A 16,663-nucleotide genomic window follows, 5' to 3' on the forward strand; every position below is an offset into this window, starting at 1 on the left:
TTTTGGGTGTATATTACTCAAATGACACAGATTTATGAACACTACCGCCTTGGCAGCGTCAGTTACCGCTTTTTTACCTGCTTTTTCAGCTTCACTATTGGCAGTCTTAGTTTCACTTGCACTACCTGAAAGTTCAGCGGCCATAGAAGCCGTTTGGTTACGTACCACATCACCAAACATAGTGAACGCACCGATAGCCGCAATGGCAATTAGAGCAACAATTACGATGTATTCAGTCATACCCTGACCGCGAATTTTACGTTGGAAAATAGTTTCACTCCTTGAAGAAATTGATAGTAATTTCGCGGTTATTATTAGAGTAATCCATCTATGACTCAATTACTCCGGAGGATAAAAATTGCTCAGGCATTACACCTTAAAGGATTAATTAATTAGTATGATGACATTAATTGAATTCGCCCTTTAAGGTTGTTTTTTCTGTAAATATTTGGAGATGCATTTTCACAGTGTTTAGCGAAATATTCAGCGCATTTGCGATTTCCTGATTGCTTATTCCTTTAAAAATACAATCCACTATTTGCCGTTCTTTCAGGGTGACATCAAGAGCCGTTCTTTCAGAACTGACCACCTTGTTTTTAAATGATGTTTTAAGAACATATTGCGAAAGTGCTTTTCGTGAAAAGTACATCTCCTCTTTAACAAGGAAATCGATAACAGTTAGCTGCAACACTAAAGAACTATTTCTTATCAATTGGCCGTGAAACCCTGTCCGCAGTAATTCGACTTCGATTTGAGTATCGAGGTTATTGACTATCACTATATAGGCTGTAGAGGGCTTTCGCGTCGAAGATACGCAGGGCTCTGGCTTTTGTGTTCAATCTACAAAAACCACGCTATTGATATGCTGTTCATCCGTGTATGATAATGCTTTGCGTAAACACCGACCATTCGCAAGGTAAAACTGCTTTAACTCAGGCAGTAAGTCAAAAACCTCTCCCTCCAGGCGTATACTGGTGCGAGTTCGTATATCCATTTCGTATATTCATATAGTTCTCGGGTAATATTCAGCTGAAACAAATACGAAGGCTGACACTTTAATTGTTTTATCGTATCATCCTACTCTCTTAATTAATACGCTAAAGTAAGATTCGCCCGCTGAAAAGGATTTTTTTATGGGACAAAATACTTTATTGAGTGCAGTATTTTTGGTTGTTACTGCCTTCAGTGCCTCTGCCAGTACGCTTTTCGGCACTTTCCCTGATGCCAAATATCCCGCAGAAAAACGCATTCATTTTACGCCATTTGATCTCATTACTGCCGTTGATGGAGACAAGCTCTCCGTTTTGCCTGTGTCAGGAAAACTGACTCAACACAGCTTCGAGCTCCCAGACAGCTATACGCTGGAGCTTGTTATCAATAACTATTTGGCACAACTTAAAAAAATAAATGCTGAGATAGTGTTTCAATGCCAGCAGGAAGCCTGTGGTGATCCCTATGTCCTAAGGGACCAGTTGGCACCTAGGATAACCGTAGATACCAGTTATCTCGGCGCATACGTGGCGGCAAAACTAACAGGTTCCAGCGGGGATGTTTACAGCGTCATCTATGCTTTTCACCGTGAGGACCGTTACACCAAGGTACAGCTTGTGACCCTTGAGAGTATTCCCGAGCCACTGGATCTGATTGAGGCAAACCCGGCGTTTTTACAGCAGGCTCCACAAGAGGTGGAGATAAAAGATAGACGCAGTGAAGATAGTCAGGACTCGGCAGATCATCCGCTGCTTGGCCGCATGCCCGGCAGTTTCATTAGTCGCTACAAGCAAACCAATTTTACCCAAGTCCCTGTGATTGTCGGCATATCTGCAGCCGGTTATCAGACCCAGCCACTCAATGCCAAACTCACCGAGATACGTTATCGGATGCCAGAGGAATACTCGCTGTTTGAAATCAGCAGTAACTACGCCGCCGCAGCCAACAAGCTGGCCGCTGAGTCCGTATTCCATTGCGAGGGTAAAGCCTGTGGTGACGATGCCGAATTGATAAAGTCCATGGGGTTACATCAGGATGTTAACACCGATGAATGGCAGGACTATCAGCTATTTAAACTGAGCCGCCCTGGTGGTGATGTGTATTTCGATATCTATGCCCAGGGCCGCTACGATGGCACGCCGGCAGACACCACTGTGCGAGTGATGGAGCTTTCGGCACTGAAAGATGACAGGGTTGTCATTGACCTCGATGCTCTCACCAAGGCCATTACCCAATCCGGCAAGGCTACTCTGGAAGGCCTGCTGTTCGATTACGACAGTGACCAGATGCTGTCAGAGTCCAAGCCAGTGCTGGAAGTACTGGCAAGCTACCTTAAGCAGCACCCGAAGCTGGATTTTTACGTGGTCGGCCACACCGACGATAAGGGCGACAACCGCTATAACCAGAGCCTGTCACAGCGCCGAGCGGCGGCAGTGATAAAACAGCTCACCGAGCAATACCTGATCCCCGCCAGCCAATTAGCAGCCCATGGCAATGGCGAGTACAGCCCCGTTGCCAGCAATGCCAACGAAGCAGGCCAGCGGCTGAATCGCCGTGTGGAGCTGGTGCTCCGCTCTGACAAAAAGTAACCCACTGAACCTTCGCAGCCGGTTACATTGTACTGTCATCAACGGTGAGGTTAACCCGTTGGTTACGTAGGGAAATAGACCACATAATTGCAGATGACTTTACTCTGGCTGTTGCTCTGACAGGTCTTTGTACCATAGCTGGCAGACGAAGATATTTATAAGTGGGTGGGTGTTTTAGGTTTGTCGTGAACGTACAGGTTTAAGGTTTCTTAGCTGCGTTTACGTTTATTTTGGCGTTCACCTTGTATATTTGTGGTGTAGCCATAGTCATAAACTAGGCGTAGTGAGCGTGTGCCGTCAGTTCTAAGTGTTCGTTTTTCAATGGAAATTTTCATTTTAGACTCCACTTGGGCCCCAATCAGTGCGAGTAGCATGTCATGGGGCCCAACTGGGGGCTAGATTTGGCAACAAACGGCAAATGACGTACTAATAAAATTAGTGGGTTATCTGCTATCGTTTGCTGTTATTTTCCGTTATTTGCCCGCTTTACTTCCCGATACAGAAGCTGGAAAAAATTCTCCCCAGCAGATCGTCCGAGGTGAATTGGCCGGTGATTTCGGCTAGAGCCTGTTGAGTCATGCGCAGTTCTTCGGCCAGCAGCTCACCTGCCTGATAGACTTCCAGCTGTACTTTGCCTTGCTGTAGATGTTCACCGGCGACTTCCAAGGCTTCCAGGTGACGACGACGGGCAATAAAACCGCCTTCCAGGTTACTCTGATAGCCCATCAAGTTTTTGAGGTGCTGTTTCAGCGCATCGACCCCGAGCCCGGTTTTGGCTGAGATCCTAAAGACGTCATAGCCTTTCTCTTCGCTGGGGCTCAGCGATTCACCGGTCAGATCCGCCTTATTGCGTACCACAGTGACGCCGAGGTTTTCCGGCAGGCGATCAATAAAGTCAGGCCAGATTTCATGAGGATCAACGGCTTGGGTTTCTGTGCCATCTACCATAAACAACACTCTGTCGGCGGTGGCGATTTCGGCCCAAGCTCTTTCTATGCCTATTTGTTCCACTGTGTCAGTGGTGTCGCGCAGGCCGGCGGTGTCTATGACATGCAGCGGCATGCCATCCAAGTGGATATGCTCCCGCAATACATCCCTTGTGGTGCCGGCTATTTCGGTGACAATCGCCGACTCTTTTCCCGCCAGGGCGTTGAGCAGACTGGACTTACCGGCGTTGGGGCGGCCGGCTATCACTACTTTCATCCCTTCGCGGATGATGGCGCCCTGTTTGGCACTGGCTTGTACCAAGTCCAGTTTATCTATGATGCGATAAAGGGCATTGGCAATCTTGCCATCAGAGAGGAAGTCTACCTCTTCATCTGGGAAGTCGATGGCGGCCTCGACATAGAGGCGCAGGTTGGTAACCTGTTCCACCAGCTCATGCACTTCGCGGGAAAACTCGCCCTGAAGTGATTGCAGGGCGCTCTTGGCGGCCTGTTCGCTGGTGGCATCGATAAGATCGGCTATCGCTTCTGCTTGGGTCAGATCCAGCTTGTCATTCATAAAGGCCTGTTCGCTGAATTCCCCCGGGCGTGCCAAGCGGAGTCCTTCGACTTCCAGGACTCTTTTGATCAGCATGTCCATGACGATTTGACCACCATGGCCCTGAAGTTCCAGCACATCTTCACCGGTAAAAGAATTGGGGCCTTTGAAGAACAGGGCTATACCCTGATCCAGCACTTCTCCTTGACTTCCCTTGAAGTCACAGTAATCGGCATATCTTGGCTTGGGCTGATGGCCCAGCAATGCCTGTGCAACGGCTTGGGCCTTGGGCCCTGAAACTCTGACTATGCCTACACCACCGCGGCCTGGAGCGGTGGCCTGCGCCACGATAGTATCTGTTGTCACTGCATTAACCCTTGAAAACGTATTTATAAAAAACAAAAGGCGACCCTTAGGCCGCCCTTGATCATTTGACCCGAAATCGGCTTATTTTAAGCCTTTTTTCTCCAGGCCGGCATAGATAATCTTCTGCTGGATAATGGCAACTATGTTACCCACCAACCAGTAGAGTACCAGACCGGATGGGAACCAGAGGAAGAATACGGTAAAGATGACCGGCATCCATTGCATCATCTTCTGCTGCATAGGATCCATGGTCGGTGCCATTGGCTGCATTTTTTGCATCAGGAACATGGAGACACCCATCAGCAGCGGCAGGATGTAGTAAGGATCCTGTACCGACAGATCGTCAATCCACAGCATGAATGGCGCATGACGCAGTTCCACGCCTTCCATCAGTACCCAGTAAAGGGCAATAAAGATAGGCATTTGCAGCAAGATAGGCAGACAGCCACCCATAGGGTTCACTTTTTCCTTCTTGTACAGCTCCATCATGGCCTGGCCCATCTTCTGGCGATCATCACCGAATCTGTCCTTCAGCTCCTGCAGTTTTGGTTGCAGGTTACGCATCTTGGCCATAGAGGTGTATTGCGCCTTGGTCAGCGGGAATAGAATACCGCGTACCGTCAGGGTGATCAGTATGATGGCCACACCCCAGTTACCCACGATGGATTGGAAGAACATCAGCAGCTTGTAGATAGGCACTGCCAGCCACCAGAGGAAGCCATAATCCACAACCAGGTTAAGGGTGTCAGACAGCTCGGACAGGGCGGCCTGATCCTTTGGACCTACGTAGAAGTCGGCGCTCAGGGTCATTTCAGTGCCTGGGGCAACGGTCTTTTTCTCGCCCATGAAGCCAATGTTGGCGGTACCTGAACTATCTCTGGTAAATATGGTGTTGGTTTCATTCTTTGGTGGAACCCAGGCTGACACAAAGTAGTGTTGCAGCATGGCGGCCCAGCCACCTTCAGTCTTCTTCTCCAGGTTCTTTTCCTGGATATCTTCAAAGTTATACTTTTCGTAGCGGATATCGGCAGTTGAGAAGGCCGCACCACGATAAGTAGGCATCATCATGCTGCTGTCTGAAGGCTTGATGGTCTGTTTTATCTGACCGTACATCTGAACCTGCAGTGGCTCAGATGTGGTGTTGTCAATCTTGTAATCAACGTCTACGGCAAACTGGCCTTTGTGGAAGGTGTAGATCTTGGTGTACTTGGCGCCGTTTGCTGCTGTGTAACTCAATGGAACAGTCAGTGTGTCCTGACCATCGGCAAGAGTAAATTCTTTGGCGCTGGCTGAGTAGGTAGCACGGCCCTTGGTACTGTCTGTACCGCCGCTGCCCATCAGGCCACTCTGGGCTATGTATACAAACCCCGGCTTCTGTTCCAACAGGACGAAGGGCTCGTCTTTGTTCAGCTCCAGTTTATGAGAAACCAGAGCCGCATGAACAATGTCACCGCCGACAGGGTTGATCAGCACATCCAGTTGATCTGTGGTGACTCTGATAAGATCTTTGGACGCCACGGCTGTTTCTTCTGGCATGCCTGATTCGGCAACCGGAACGTCAGCGCTGTGAGTTGTCTCTTGAACGGAAGTGGCAACTGTATTTTCAGTTACAGCGGGTTTGGGTGCTTTATCGGTTTGCCATTGTTGCCACAGCAAGAAGCTGACAAACAGCAAGCCGATAAGCAGTAAATTGCGTTGAGATTCCATAGCCTATTTATTACACCTGTCATTTTTAGGGGGGACGGGATCACTGCCGCCCGGATGTAAAGGGTGACATTTTAATATGCGTTTGATTGCAAACCAACTCCCTTTAATCGTTCCGTGCACTCGCACCGCTTCTATGGCGTAGTGAGAGCAGGTTGGATTAAAGCGACAACGAGGCCCCAGCAGAGGGCTGATAAGGAGTTGGTAGGCTCTGATAGCCTTAATTATCAGCCATTGAAACGGCGACTGAGTTTGCGCCATAACTTTTCTACCAGCTTTCTGAGCTGTTCATTATCCATATCCAGCACACCGCCGCGCACCAGCACTACAATATCCAGTGGTGGCAAATCATGTTGATTGAGGCGGAAGCTATCCCGGATCACCCGCTTGATACGATTGCGTTGATTGGCTCTCTTTACATGGCGTTTGGCCACTGTGAGTCCCAGACGCGGATGTTGCATCTCATTGGGTACAGCAAGCAGGGTTATTTCAGCTGAGGAGGCTTTAATGGGGTTGGTAAATACGGTTTTGAATTGCGCGGGAGTTAGCAAGCGTAACTCCCGCGTAAAGGTGTAACGAGTCACCTAGTTGTCTACTCGCAATTAAGCAGACAGACGAGCGCGACCTTTGGCACGGCGACGAGCCAGTACCTTACGGCCGTTCGCTGTAGCCATACGAGCGCGGAAGCCGTGAGAACGCTTGCGCTTCAGGTTGCTAGGTTGAAAAGTACGTTTACTCATGATGGCAATCCGTCTTTGTTAGTGAATTTACCTTATCTCTGTTTGAGGTAAGGGCAAAAAAGAGGCCGAATTGTAATCACTTTAGTCAAGGCAGTCAACACGTGCAGCCCCTCTCAAGGTAATTTATCTCGGCATTTTCGCGATCTGTTGAGCAGAGGTCACCACAAGATGTGGATAACTCTGTGTACGGACACTACATCTTGTGGATCCATTAATATCTTGGCAGATCGGCGGGTGTTGATTATAGATCAGGGTGGATCGCTTTATAAAGCGGGATTTTAACCGTCTCGCCAAATAGCGGATCCTGGGGGATCGATCTGGATCCGACAGATCTGACTGTTGGGATCTGCCTGGGGATAATTACACTTAAAGGATAGCGATTATTCAGATCTCACTATAGAATACCCTCCTTTCGAGGCGATCTTTTGGGGATAAGTACGTGGCGGTTTCACTTTGGCAGCAATGTATCGGACGACTACAAGATGAGCTTTCTGCTCAACAATTCAGTATGTGGATCAGACCGTTACAAGCCGAAATGGATGGGGATACCCTGGTGCTCTATGCGCCCAACCGGTTCGTGCTTGACTGGGTTAGAGATAAATATCTCAACATTATCAATCAGTTTTTTACTGAGCATTTGGGCAATGATGCACCGAAACTCAGGTTTGATATTGGTAGCCGTCCGTCGGCCAAGCCCCAGGTACAGGCCCCAACTGCGACCAAGGCGTCTGTCAGCGCGCCCAAGAGTGCAGCCGGTAAAGGTGCAACCTTTAACACTGCTGCTGAACCGGCTGTAAACCACAGTTATCGCAGTAATATTAATCCCACTTACCAGTTTGACAACTTTGTTGAAGGTAAGTCTAACCAACTGGGTAAGGCGGCCGCATTGCAGGTGGCAGAAAACCCGGGTGGTGCCTATAACCCTCTGTTTTTGTATGGCGGTACCGGTCTGGGTAAGACTCACCTGTTGCACGCCGTAGGCAACGGCATTATCAAGAATAATCCCAACGCCAAAGTGGTTTATATGCATTCCGAGCGTTTTGTTCAAGACATGGTCAAAGCGCTGCAAAATAATGCCATTGAAGACTTCAAGCGTTACTACCGTAGCGTAGATGCCCTGTTTATTGATGACATTCAGTTCTTTGCCAATAAAGATAGATCCCAGGAAGAGTTTTTCCATACTTTTAATGCCTTGCTTGAGGGCAATCACCAGATCATTTTGACATCGGATCGTTATCCGAAAGAGATCGATGGTGTGGAAGATCGACTCAAGTCGCGCTTTGGCTGGGGTCTTACCGTGGCCATTGAGCCGCCGGAGCTGGAAACCCGGGTCGCCATTTTGATGCGCAAGGCGCAGGAGAGCGGGATCAACTTGCCGGATGAAGTGGCCTTCTTCATTGCCAAGCGTTTACGTTCCAACGTGCGTGAATTGGAAGGGGCATTGAACCGGGTTATCGCCAATGCCAACTTTACCGGTCGGCCAATAACCATTGATTTTGTGCGCGAAGCCTTGCGTGACCTCTTGGCTCTGCAGGAAAAATTAGTCACTATAGACAACATTCAGAAAACAGTGGCTGAATACTACAAGATCAAGATGGCCGATATGCTGTCCAAGCGCCGTTCCCGCAGTGTGGCGAGACCGAGGCAGATGGCCATGGCATTGTCTAAAGAATTAACCAATCAGAGCTTACCTGAGATAGGTGATGCCTTTGGTGGCCGTGACCATACAACTGTGCTGCATGCTTGCCGCAAGATTGCGCAGCTGCGGGAAGAGAGTCACGACATTAAAGAAGATTATGCCAACTTGATTAGAACCTTATCTTCTTAATCAGGGAACAGGACCATGAAATTTTCGATCGATAGGGATGCCCTATTAAAGCCGCTCCAGTTGGTCAGTGGCGCGGTGGAAAGACGCCATAACTTGCCCATTCTGGCAAACCTCCTGGTGGAAGTAAGCAATCACTCACTCAAGATGACGGGTACAGATCTTGAGGTGGAACTGGTCGGCAGTGCCGAGGTGAGTGGCGAAGTGCAGGAAGGTCGCACCACAGTGCCGGCCAAGAAACTGCTCGATATCGTCAAGTCTCTGCCTGAGCAGAGCGAAATCAAAATCGAACAGCAGGAAAACAAGTGGCTGCTTCGCAGCGGTCGCAGCCGTTTCTCATTGGCGACGCTACCGGCAGAAGAATACCCCAATGTCGAGAGTTTCCAGCCTGCCATCGAATTTAGCCTCAAGCAGGGCACACTCAAGTCACTGATAGATGCTACTCAGTTTTCCATGGCCAACCAGGATGTGCGTTACTACCTCAACGGCTTGCTGCTGGAAACCGAGGGTAATGTACTGCGCGCCATTGCAACAGACGGCCACCGCTTGGCTCTGAGCCACAGAGAGATAGCAGCCTCTTTGCCGGAAAATCAGGTGATCGTGCCTCGTAAAGGGGTGATGGAGCTGGCTCGCCTGCTGGACAGTGAAGATCAGGATATCCATATTGCCATTGGTGATAACGCCATTCGTGCTACCACCGCCAGCGCAGTGTTCACCAGTAAGCTGGTGGACGGCCGCTTCCCGGATTATCGTCGGGTATTGCCCAAGGGTGGTGACAAGATAGTGCTGGCCAGTCGCAATCAGCTTAAGCAAGCACTATTGCGGGCATCTATCCTGTCCAATGAGAAATTCCGCGGTGTCAGGGTACAGCTGGAAAATGCGCTACTCAAGATTACCGCCAATAACCCGGAGCAGGAAGAAGCCGAAGAGATCATCGATGTGGATTATGCCGGTCAGCCGCTTGAAATTGGCTTCAACGTCTCTTATCTGCTGGATGTGCTCAATGGCCTCAAGGCCGACGAAGTCAGGATTACCCTCAGTGACGGTAACTCCAGTGCCTTGATTGAAAACCACGTCGAGGAAGACTCCATGTACGTGGTGATGCCGATGCGCCTCTAGGGGCGACTTTGGGCCTTAAATGAGTCTAACTCGTCTCAATATCCAAGCTTTTCGTAATATCGATTCAGCCCAACTGCTTCCCGGCACTGGGCTGAATCTTATTTACGGCCAAAATGGCAGTGGCAAAACCAGTGTCCTGGAGGCGATTTACTTTCTGGGGATGGGACGTTCATTTCGCAGTCATCTGTCTCAGAGGGTGATCAATAACCAACAGGATCAGTTGACCCTGTTTGCCAATTTGAACCTGCCCTCCGGTGACAGTAAGTTGGGACTGCGACGGTTTCGCAGCGGCGAAACCGAGGTCAGAATGGATGGCGAGAAGATAAAGCGCCTGTCTGTGCTGGCCGACACTCTTCCGATCCAGGTGATAACTCCAGAGAGCTTTTCGCTGCTGTTTGAAGGCCCTAAGGCCAGGCGTCAGTTTATCGACTGGGGCGCCTTTCATTGTGATCCGCAGTTTTATCAGGCTTGGGTTAATGTAAGAAGAATCCTTAAACAGCGTAATCAGTTACTTAAGGATGGTGCTGCCTATCAGCAAATCGCATTCTGGGACCGGGATTTTGTCCGTTACTCCGAGTTGGTCACTGAGATACGAAAGGCATATGTAGACTCGTTAAATGAACTACTTAAGGGTATAATCGGGGAGTTTCTACCACAGGTTGATATCAAGGTTTCTTTTACCCGTGGTTGGGATAGTAAAACTGAGTTTGCGGCCCTGTTGCAGGCGTCTTATTCCCGGGATCTATCCATGGGGCACACTGTCAGTGGCCCCCATAAAGCTGATTTGAGACTCAGAGTGGGTAATTTGCCTGCTCAGGATGCTTTGTCTCGTGGTCAGCTGAAGTTGTTGGTGTGTGCATTACGAATAGCACAGGGAAAGTTACTTAAACAACAAATAGATAAGAATAGTATCTATCTGGTCGACGATCTGCCGTCAGAGCTGGATGCGAAACACAGGAAGTTATTGCTGCGGCAGTTGAGCGAAACCGGGGCGCAAGTGTTTGTCACTGCGATTGACCCGGCGGCAATATCAGATTCATTAAGCACGCCCCCCAGCCGAATTTTTCAGGTGGAACAGGGGCGGGTAACGGTCATTGAATAACCGATGAGAGAATAATATGTCAGAGAACAGTTACGATTCTTCGAGTATTAAGGTCCTTAAGGGCCTTGATGCGGTACGTAAAAGACCTGGGATGTATATTGGTGATACCGACGATGGCACGGGTCTGCATCACATGGTATTCGAAGTCGTCGATAACTCTATCGATGAAGCTTTGGCGGGCCACTGCAGTGACATAGTGATCACCATTCATGTTGATGGTTCTGTCTCTGTAAAAGATGATGGTCGTGGTATTCCGGTTGCCATTCACCCTGAAGAAGGAGTATCGGCAGCTCAGGTTATTATGACAGTGCTGCACGCCGGCGGTAAGTTCGATGACAACTCCTATAAAGTTTCCGGTGGTCTGCACGGTGTAGGTGTATCCGTGGTTAACGCACTGTCGGAAAAACTGCAACTGACTATTCGCCGCGATGGCAAGGTTTATGAGCAGTTTTACAAACATGGTGAGCCGCAAGAGCCTATCAAGGAAATCGGTGAAGCGACTAAGACAGGTACTGAAATTCGTTTCTGGCCCAGCCATGAAACCTTTACAGATACCGAGTTTCATTATGAGCTGCTGGCCAAGCGTATTCGCGAACTGTCATTCCTGAACTCCGGCGTGGGTATTCGTCTGGTTGACGAGCGCGACAACAAAGATGAGTTATTCCATTATGAGGGCGGTATCAAGGCCTTCGTAGAATACCTGAACCGCAACAAGACTCCGGTGAATAAGGATGTTTTCCATTTTTCTCAAGAGCGGGAAGATGGCATTACTGTCGAAGTGGCAATGCAGTGGAACGACGGTTTTCAGGAAAGCATTTTCTGTTTTACCAACAACATTCCCCAGCGTGATGGTGGTACTCACTTGGCAGGTTTCCGGGCGGCATTGACCCGTAACCTGAACAACTACATGGAGAAGGAAGGCTTCAACAAGAAGGGCAAGACCAACGCCACAGGTGACGATGCCCGTGAAGGTCTGACCGCGGTGGTATCTGTGAAGGTTCCGGATCCTAAGTTCAGCTCCCAGACCAAAGACAAGCTGGTTTCCAGTGAGGTCAAAGGCGCCGTGGAACAGACCATGGGTGAGAAGCTGAATGACTATCTGCTGGAAAACCCAGCCGATGCCAAGATGATTGTTGGCAAGATTATCGATGCTGCCCGCGCCCGTGAAGCGGCCCGAAAAGCGCGCGAGATGACCCGCCGTAAAGGTGCTTTGGATTTAGGTGGTTTGCCGGGTAAATTGGCAGACTGTCAGGAAAAAGACCCAGGTCTTTCTGAAATCTACATAGTGGAGGGTGATTCGGCCGGCGGTAGTGCCAAACAGGGCCGAAACAGAAAGAACCAGGCTATTTTGCCACTCAAGGGTAAAATTCTTAACGTAGAGAAGGCTCGCTTCGACAAGATGCTGTCTTCTCAGGAAGTGGCCACTCTTATCACCGCCCTTGGCTGTGGTATCGGCCGTGATGAATATGATCCGGACAAGACCCGTTACCACTACATCATCATCATGACGGATGCTGACGTCGACGGCTCGCACATTCGTACGCTGCTGTTGACCTTCTTTTTCCGTCAGATGCCAGAGCTGATCGAACGTGGCTTTGTTTATATTGCTCAACCTCCTTTGTTCAAAGTGAAAAAAGGCAAGCAGGAGCAATATCTGAAAGATGAACCGGCATTGACTGAATACTTGACCACTCAGGCTTTGGATGGCGGCAGCATCTATCCATCCAAGGATGCACCGGCTATGTCTGGTGAAGGCCTGGAGCGTCTGGTTTACCAATATCGTGAAGTGGAAGCCATCATTGAGCGCTTGGAAAAACGTTATCCAACCAATGTGACCAACCGCATGCTGTATCGTCCACGGGTGACAGCCGAAATGTTGGCCGACGAAGCCGCTATGACCAATTGGTGCAACGGGCTGCTGCAGGATCTTGAAGATGAAGAGAACGGCGGCGTGATCTACAAGATGGAAACTGTGCTGGATCCTGAGCGTAAGGTGTATCTGCCGCAGCTCATTGTGCGCAAACACGGCATAGATACCCATTATCTGTTTGGTTATGACTTCTTCCATTCCAGCGATTATGAGCGCATTGCCAAGCTGGGTGAGCAGATCTGTGATCTGATTGAAGACGGTGGCTATGTTAAACGCGGTGAGAGGGTTAAAGAGGTCAGCAGTTTTGTTGAAGCTCTTGACTGGCTGATAGCCGAGTCCAAGCGCGGTCTCTATATCCAGCGTTATAAAGGACTGGGTGAAATGAACCCTGAGCAGCTATGGGAAACCACCATGGATCCAGAGAGCCGTCGCATGTTGCAGGTTACCATTGAAGATGCGATTGCCGCTGATCAGCTGTTTACCACTCTGATGGGCGATCAGGTTGAGCCAAGACGCGACTTTATTGAGGCCAACGCCCTCAACGTGGCTAACCTCGACATTTAATCAAACTGCTTATTATCTTTAAAAGGAAGGCTTCAGGCCTTCCTTTTTTATTGGATGTTCGCCGCGTTTACTTTGTTAAATAGCGATTATACTGAACCATCTTGGGGGGAATAATTGCGCAGGAAATCAATTGATAAGACTCTTCAGGAAACTGTTTAATCTCAGGGAAAAGGTTGAAGTAGAGCGACCGAAAAGCTTCAACGAAGCACCGCCCAATATCAAGCATGAGCGGAAAACCTTGAGCCGCTCCCGGGAGACAGCCACCGAGAGCGATGAGTTGGTGACCTCCGTTGATGCTACGGCGCTATTTTACAGTTTACTGTTCTCCGTCAGCAGTCAAAATAGCGGTGGCGTAGCCAATAAACTCGAAAAGCGGGTCATGAGCGACATTGAGCTGGCTCTGGCCTCACCGCAGCAGATTGCCGATTCTGTATTGCAGATCCCTGGCCGAATGCTGGAGCTGGACAGTAAACTCAGCGATCCTGAATTTGATAATCAGGATATAGTCGCGCTTATTCAACAAGATCCCGTGTTGAGTGCCGAGGTGATCCGCATCTGTAACTCGGCGGCTTTTCGCCGCAGCGAGCGGCAGATAACCAGTCTTCAGCAGGCTTTGGTTCAACTGGGCAGCAACCGGTTGAGACGGATAGTGACCACCTGCATGATGAAAGAGATGATAGATATCAAACCCATCTACTTTCGCCGCTTTGGGGCCCATTTGTGGCGCCATTCACTGCAGGTGGCTTTCCTGGCCGGAGAATTGGAAACCGAAGAACCTGATACTGCTTTTATGGTGGGGCTGCTGCACGATGTTGGCAAGATAGCCATCTTCAAACTACTGCTCGATGCCTTTATTCAAGCCGAGCCTGGTGAGCAGCCCAAGTCCTGGCTGTTCCGTCAGGTGATGACGGCGCGCTCTTTGTCATTGAGTAGTCTGCTGGTGAGTTGTTGGCAGTTGCCCAAGGCTTTTGAGACTGTACTGCAACCTTTGGCCAATGTCGGTGTCAAGCCGGAAAATCGTTTAAGCCAGCTGATTTGGCAAGCCAATCTGCTCAGTGAATGTTCTATGCTGGTGGAAGAGGATAAGTTGCCTCCGGAATTGCTGGACGCCTTGTTGAAAGAAGCCAATATCAGCCGGGGAATGTTTGAACAATGGCACCAGCAACTGCTTGAAATAAAATGAAAAAAACGCGCTTTTCGGCGCGTTTTTTATCGGTTTGCCATTACAGCAACAGCCATCACTGCAACAGTGATATGTCGGCCACCCGCAGGAACTGATTTCGCAGTTGATTCAGCAGTGCCAGACGATTACGACGCAGCGCTTCATCGTCGGCCATTACCATCACATCTTCAAAGAAGGTATCTACCGGCTCTTTCAGCGTCGACAGCAGGGTCAATCCCTGTTGATACTCCCCTTTGGCAAATAAGGGGTCAAGTTGTGGCTGAAGTGAGCTCAGAACTTGATTCAGGGCTTTCTCGGCATCTTCCTGCAGCAGAGTCATATCGACTTCGCTTGGCAATTCACCTTCAACCTTGGCAAGAATGTTGGAAACCCGCTTGTTGGCAGCGGCCAGAGAGGCAGCCTGCTCCAGGCTGCGGAAATGGCTGACGGCCTGGATACGGCTGTCAAAGTCGGCCGGACGAGTTGGTCTACGGGCCAGAACCGCCAGAATCACATCGGTACTGATGCCTTTATCCTGATACCAGGCGCGGAAACGGCCCATCAGGAATTCCAGCACCTCTTCGGCGCAGTTCTGATTGCTGAGGTTGCTGCCGTGGGCCTTGATGGCGTAGGCAATCAGCTCGACCAGATCCAGTGGCAGTTTGTTCTCAACAATGATCCTCAGTACACCTATGGCCGCGCGGCGCAGGGCAAAGGGGTCGGCAGCGCCTTTAGGAGCCTGGCCGATACCGAATATCCCGCTCAGGGTATCCAGCTTCTCTGCCAGTGCAACAGCGCAGGATACCGGCGCTGTGGGCACAGTATCACCGGAGAACTTGGGCTTGTACTGTTCTTCCAATGCCTGGGCAACCGCTTCGGTTTCGCCTTCGAGGCGCGCGTAATGCATGCCCATGGTGCCTTGAGTGTCGGTAAATTCCATGACCATATTGGTCATCAAATCGGCCTTGGACAACAGACCGGCACGCTTGGCATCGGCTTGGTTGGCATCGATTTTGGCCGCAATGGCTTCGGCCACACAGGAGATACGCTCCACTCTGTCTTTAAGGGTGCCCAATTGCTTCTGGAATACCACGGTTTCCAGGCTGGCAATGCGGGACTCGAGTGATTGCTTTTTATCTGTGTTAAAGAAGAATTCGGCATCGGCCAGGCGAGGGCGGACAACTTTCTCATTTCCGGCAATGATTTGCGCCGGATCTTTGGACTCAATATTGGTCACAAAGATGAAGTTGGGCATCAGTTTATTGTTGCCATCAAATACCGGGAAGTATTTCTGATCGCCTTTCATTGTGTAGACCAGGGCTTCAGCGGGTACCTGCAAAAACTTCTCTTCGAAAGCCGCTGTCAGTACCACAGGCCATTCAACCAAGGAGGCGACTTCTTCAAGCAGTTCATCGGCGATATCGGCACGGCCACCCAACTTGGCAGCGGCTTTTTCTGCGTCTGTCTTGATGATATCTATTCTGGCCTGATAGTCGGCAATCACCTTACCGCGCTCTTTCAAGCTGCTGAGATAGTTGTCGGCATGATCCAGCTCGAAGCTGGCTTCACCCATAAAGCGGTGACCTCGAATGGTACGCGCTGAATTGATACCCAGCAGCTCACCGGCTACCAGCTTGTCGCCCAGTAGTATAGTAACTGTGTGCACGGGGCGGATAAATTGAGTCTTGTTGCTGCCCCAGCGCATAGGCTTGGGGATCGGCAGCTTGTCCAGAGCGTGTTGAGCCATGGACGGGATCAGGCTTTCAGTGGTCACACCTTCAACCTTGGCTCGGTGCAGCAGCCATTCACCCTTGTCTGTCACCAGACGCTCGGCTTCGGCAACGCTGATACCATTGCCGCGGGCCCAGCCTTCGGCGGCCTTGGTTGGCTTGCCTTCGGCATCAAAGGCCGAGCTGACCGCTGGGCCTCTTTTCTCAACCACTTTATCCTGTTGTGCCAGAGCCAGTTGCTCTATGTAGAGCGCCAAGCGGCGCGGAGCGGCATACCAGTGTGCCTTGCTATAGCTGAGTTCGGCCTTGTCCAGTTCTTCGCAGAAGTTGTTTACAAAAGATTCTGCCAGAGTGCGTAGGGCTTTTGGTGGCAGCTCTTCTGTACCTATCTCTATGAGTAAGTTGTCAAAATTCATTAGT

At 50.0% G+C, this 16,663-nt stretch carries 14 protein-coding genes; 6 read left to right on the top strand and 8 right to left on the bottom strand.

Annotated elements, in window-relative coordinates:
- Together RC73_RS21005 and RC73_RS20575 are read right to left on the bottom strand one after the other, a co-directional pair.
- Positions 1–240 (bottom strand): hypothetical protein (locus RC73_RS21005; RefSeq protein WP_052248253.1); only part of this gene is annotated, 240 nt, incomplete at its 3' end.
- A 166-nt stretch (positions 241–406) separates the two neighbouring features.
- Positions 407–778 (bottom strand): LuxR C-terminal-related transcriptional regulator, encoded by a 372-nt coding sequence (locus tag RC73_RS20575; protein ID WP_200888002.1) that lies wholly within the window; start codon positions 776–778, stop codon positions 407–409.
- A gap of 355 nt (positions 779–1,133) precedes the next feature.
- On the opposite strand from RC73_RS20575, the gene RC73_RS16445 reads away from it, so the two are divergent.
- Entirely contained in the window at positions 1,134–2,579 is a 1,446-nt protein-coding gene (locus tag RC73_RS16445) for an OmpA family protein (RefSeq protein WP_039035675.1), read from the top strand.
- A 486-nt stretch (positions 2,580–3,065) separates the two neighbouring features.
- Here RC73_RS16445 and mnmE read toward each other — a convergent pair whose 3' ends face one another.
- The 5 genes from mnmE to rpmH form a co-directional block, all read right to left on the bottom strand.
- Complete coding sequence (gene mnmE / locus RC73_RS16450; protein WP_039035676.1) at positions 3,066–4,427, bottom strand: tRNA uridine-5-carboxymethylaminomethyl(34) synthesis GTPase MnmE; 1,362 nt, start codon at positions 4,425–4,427, stop codon at positions 3,066–3,068.
- Positions 4,428–4,508: 81 nt separating this feature from the next.
- A complete protein-coding gene (yidC, locus tag RC73_RS16455) occupies positions 4,509–6,134 on the bottom strand; it encodes a membrane protein insertase YidC (RefSeq protein ID WP_039035677.1) in 1,626 nt (541 codons plus the stop codon).
- A 3-nt stretch (positions 6,135–6,137) separates the two neighbouring features.
- The gene (yidD, locus tag RC73_RS20210; RefSeq protein ID WP_081737191.1) at positions 6,138–6,392 is read right to left on the bottom strand and encodes a membrane protein insertion efficiency factor YidD; all 255 of its coding nucleotides are present in this window, start codon (positions 6,390–6,392) and stop codon (positions 6,138–6,140) included.
- Positions 6,359–6,715, bottom strand: coding sequence for a ribonuclease P protein component (gene rnpA / locus RC73_RS16460; RefSeq protein ID WP_025889662.1), 357 nt, complete (start codon positions 6,713–6,715; stop codon positions 6,359–6,361). The genes yidD and rnpA overlap by 34 nt, the downstream gene beginning before the upstream one ends.
- A gap of 18 nt (positions 6,716–6,733) precedes the next feature.
- The gene (gene rpmH, locus RC73_RS20215; RefSeq protein WP_011758135.1) at positions 6,734–6,871 is read right to left on the bottom strand and encodes a 50S ribosomal protein L34; all 138 of its coding nucleotides are present in this window, start codon (positions 6,869–6,871) and stop codon (positions 6,734–6,736) included.
- A gap of 439 nt (positions 6,872–7,310) precedes the next feature.
- On the opposite strand from rpmH, the gene dnaA reads away from it, so the two are divergent.
- From dnaA to RC73_RS16485, 5 genes are all read left to right on the top strand, one after another.
- Positions 7,311–8,699: a chromosomal replication initiator protein DnaA gene (gene dnaA / locus RC73_RS16465; protein WP_039035678.1), complete on the top strand. Its 1,389-nt coding sequence runs from the start codon at positions 7,311–7,313 to the stop codon at positions 8,697–8,699.
- 15 nt (positions 8,700–8,714) lie between these two features.
- Entirely contained in the window at positions 8,715–9,815 is a 1,101-nt protein-coding gene (dnaN, locus tag RC73_RS16470; RefSeq protein WP_028780941.1) for a DNA polymerase III subunit beta, read from the top strand.
- A 19-nt stretch (positions 9,816–9,834) separates the two neighbouring features.
- Positions 9,835–10,917 carry a DNA replication/repair protein RecF gene (gene recF / locus RC73_RS16475; protein WP_039035679.1) on the top strand — a complete coding sequence of 361 codons (1,083 nt, stop codon included), beginning with the start codon at positions 9,835–9,837 and terminating at the stop codon, positions 10,915–10,917.
- A 16-nt stretch (positions 10,918–10,933) separates the two neighbouring features.
- Positions 10,934–13,351: a DNA topoisomerase (ATP-hydrolyzing) subunit B gene (gyrB, locus tag RC73_RS16480; RefSeq protein WP_039035680.1), complete on the top strand. Its 2,418-nt coding sequence runs from the start codon at positions 10,934–10,936 to the stop codon at positions 13,349–13,351.
- Between the two features lie 130 nt (positions 13,352–13,481).
- Entirely contained in the window at positions 13,482–14,534 is a 1,053-nt protein-coding gene (locus RC73_RS16485) for an HDOD domain-containing protein (RefSeq protein WP_039035681.1), read from the top strand.
- A 55-nt stretch (positions 14,535–14,589) separates the two neighbouring features.
- Here RC73_RS16485 and glyS read toward each other — a convergent pair whose 3' ends face one another.
- Positions 14,590–16,659 carry a glycine--tRNA ligase subunit beta gene (glyS, locus tag RC73_RS16490; protein WP_039035682.1) on the bottom strand — a complete coding sequence of 690 codons (2,070 nt, stop codon included), beginning with the start codon at positions 16,657–16,659 and terminating at the stop codon, positions 14,590–14,592.
- Positions 16,660–16,663: the final 4 nt, after the last annotated feature.

It is taken from the genome of Shewanella sp. ECSMB14102 (assembly GCF_000813075.1).
GTDB classification, from domain to species: domain Bacteria; phylum Pseudomonadota; class Gammaproteobacteria; order Enterobacterales; family Shewanellaceae; genus Shewanella; species Shewanella indica.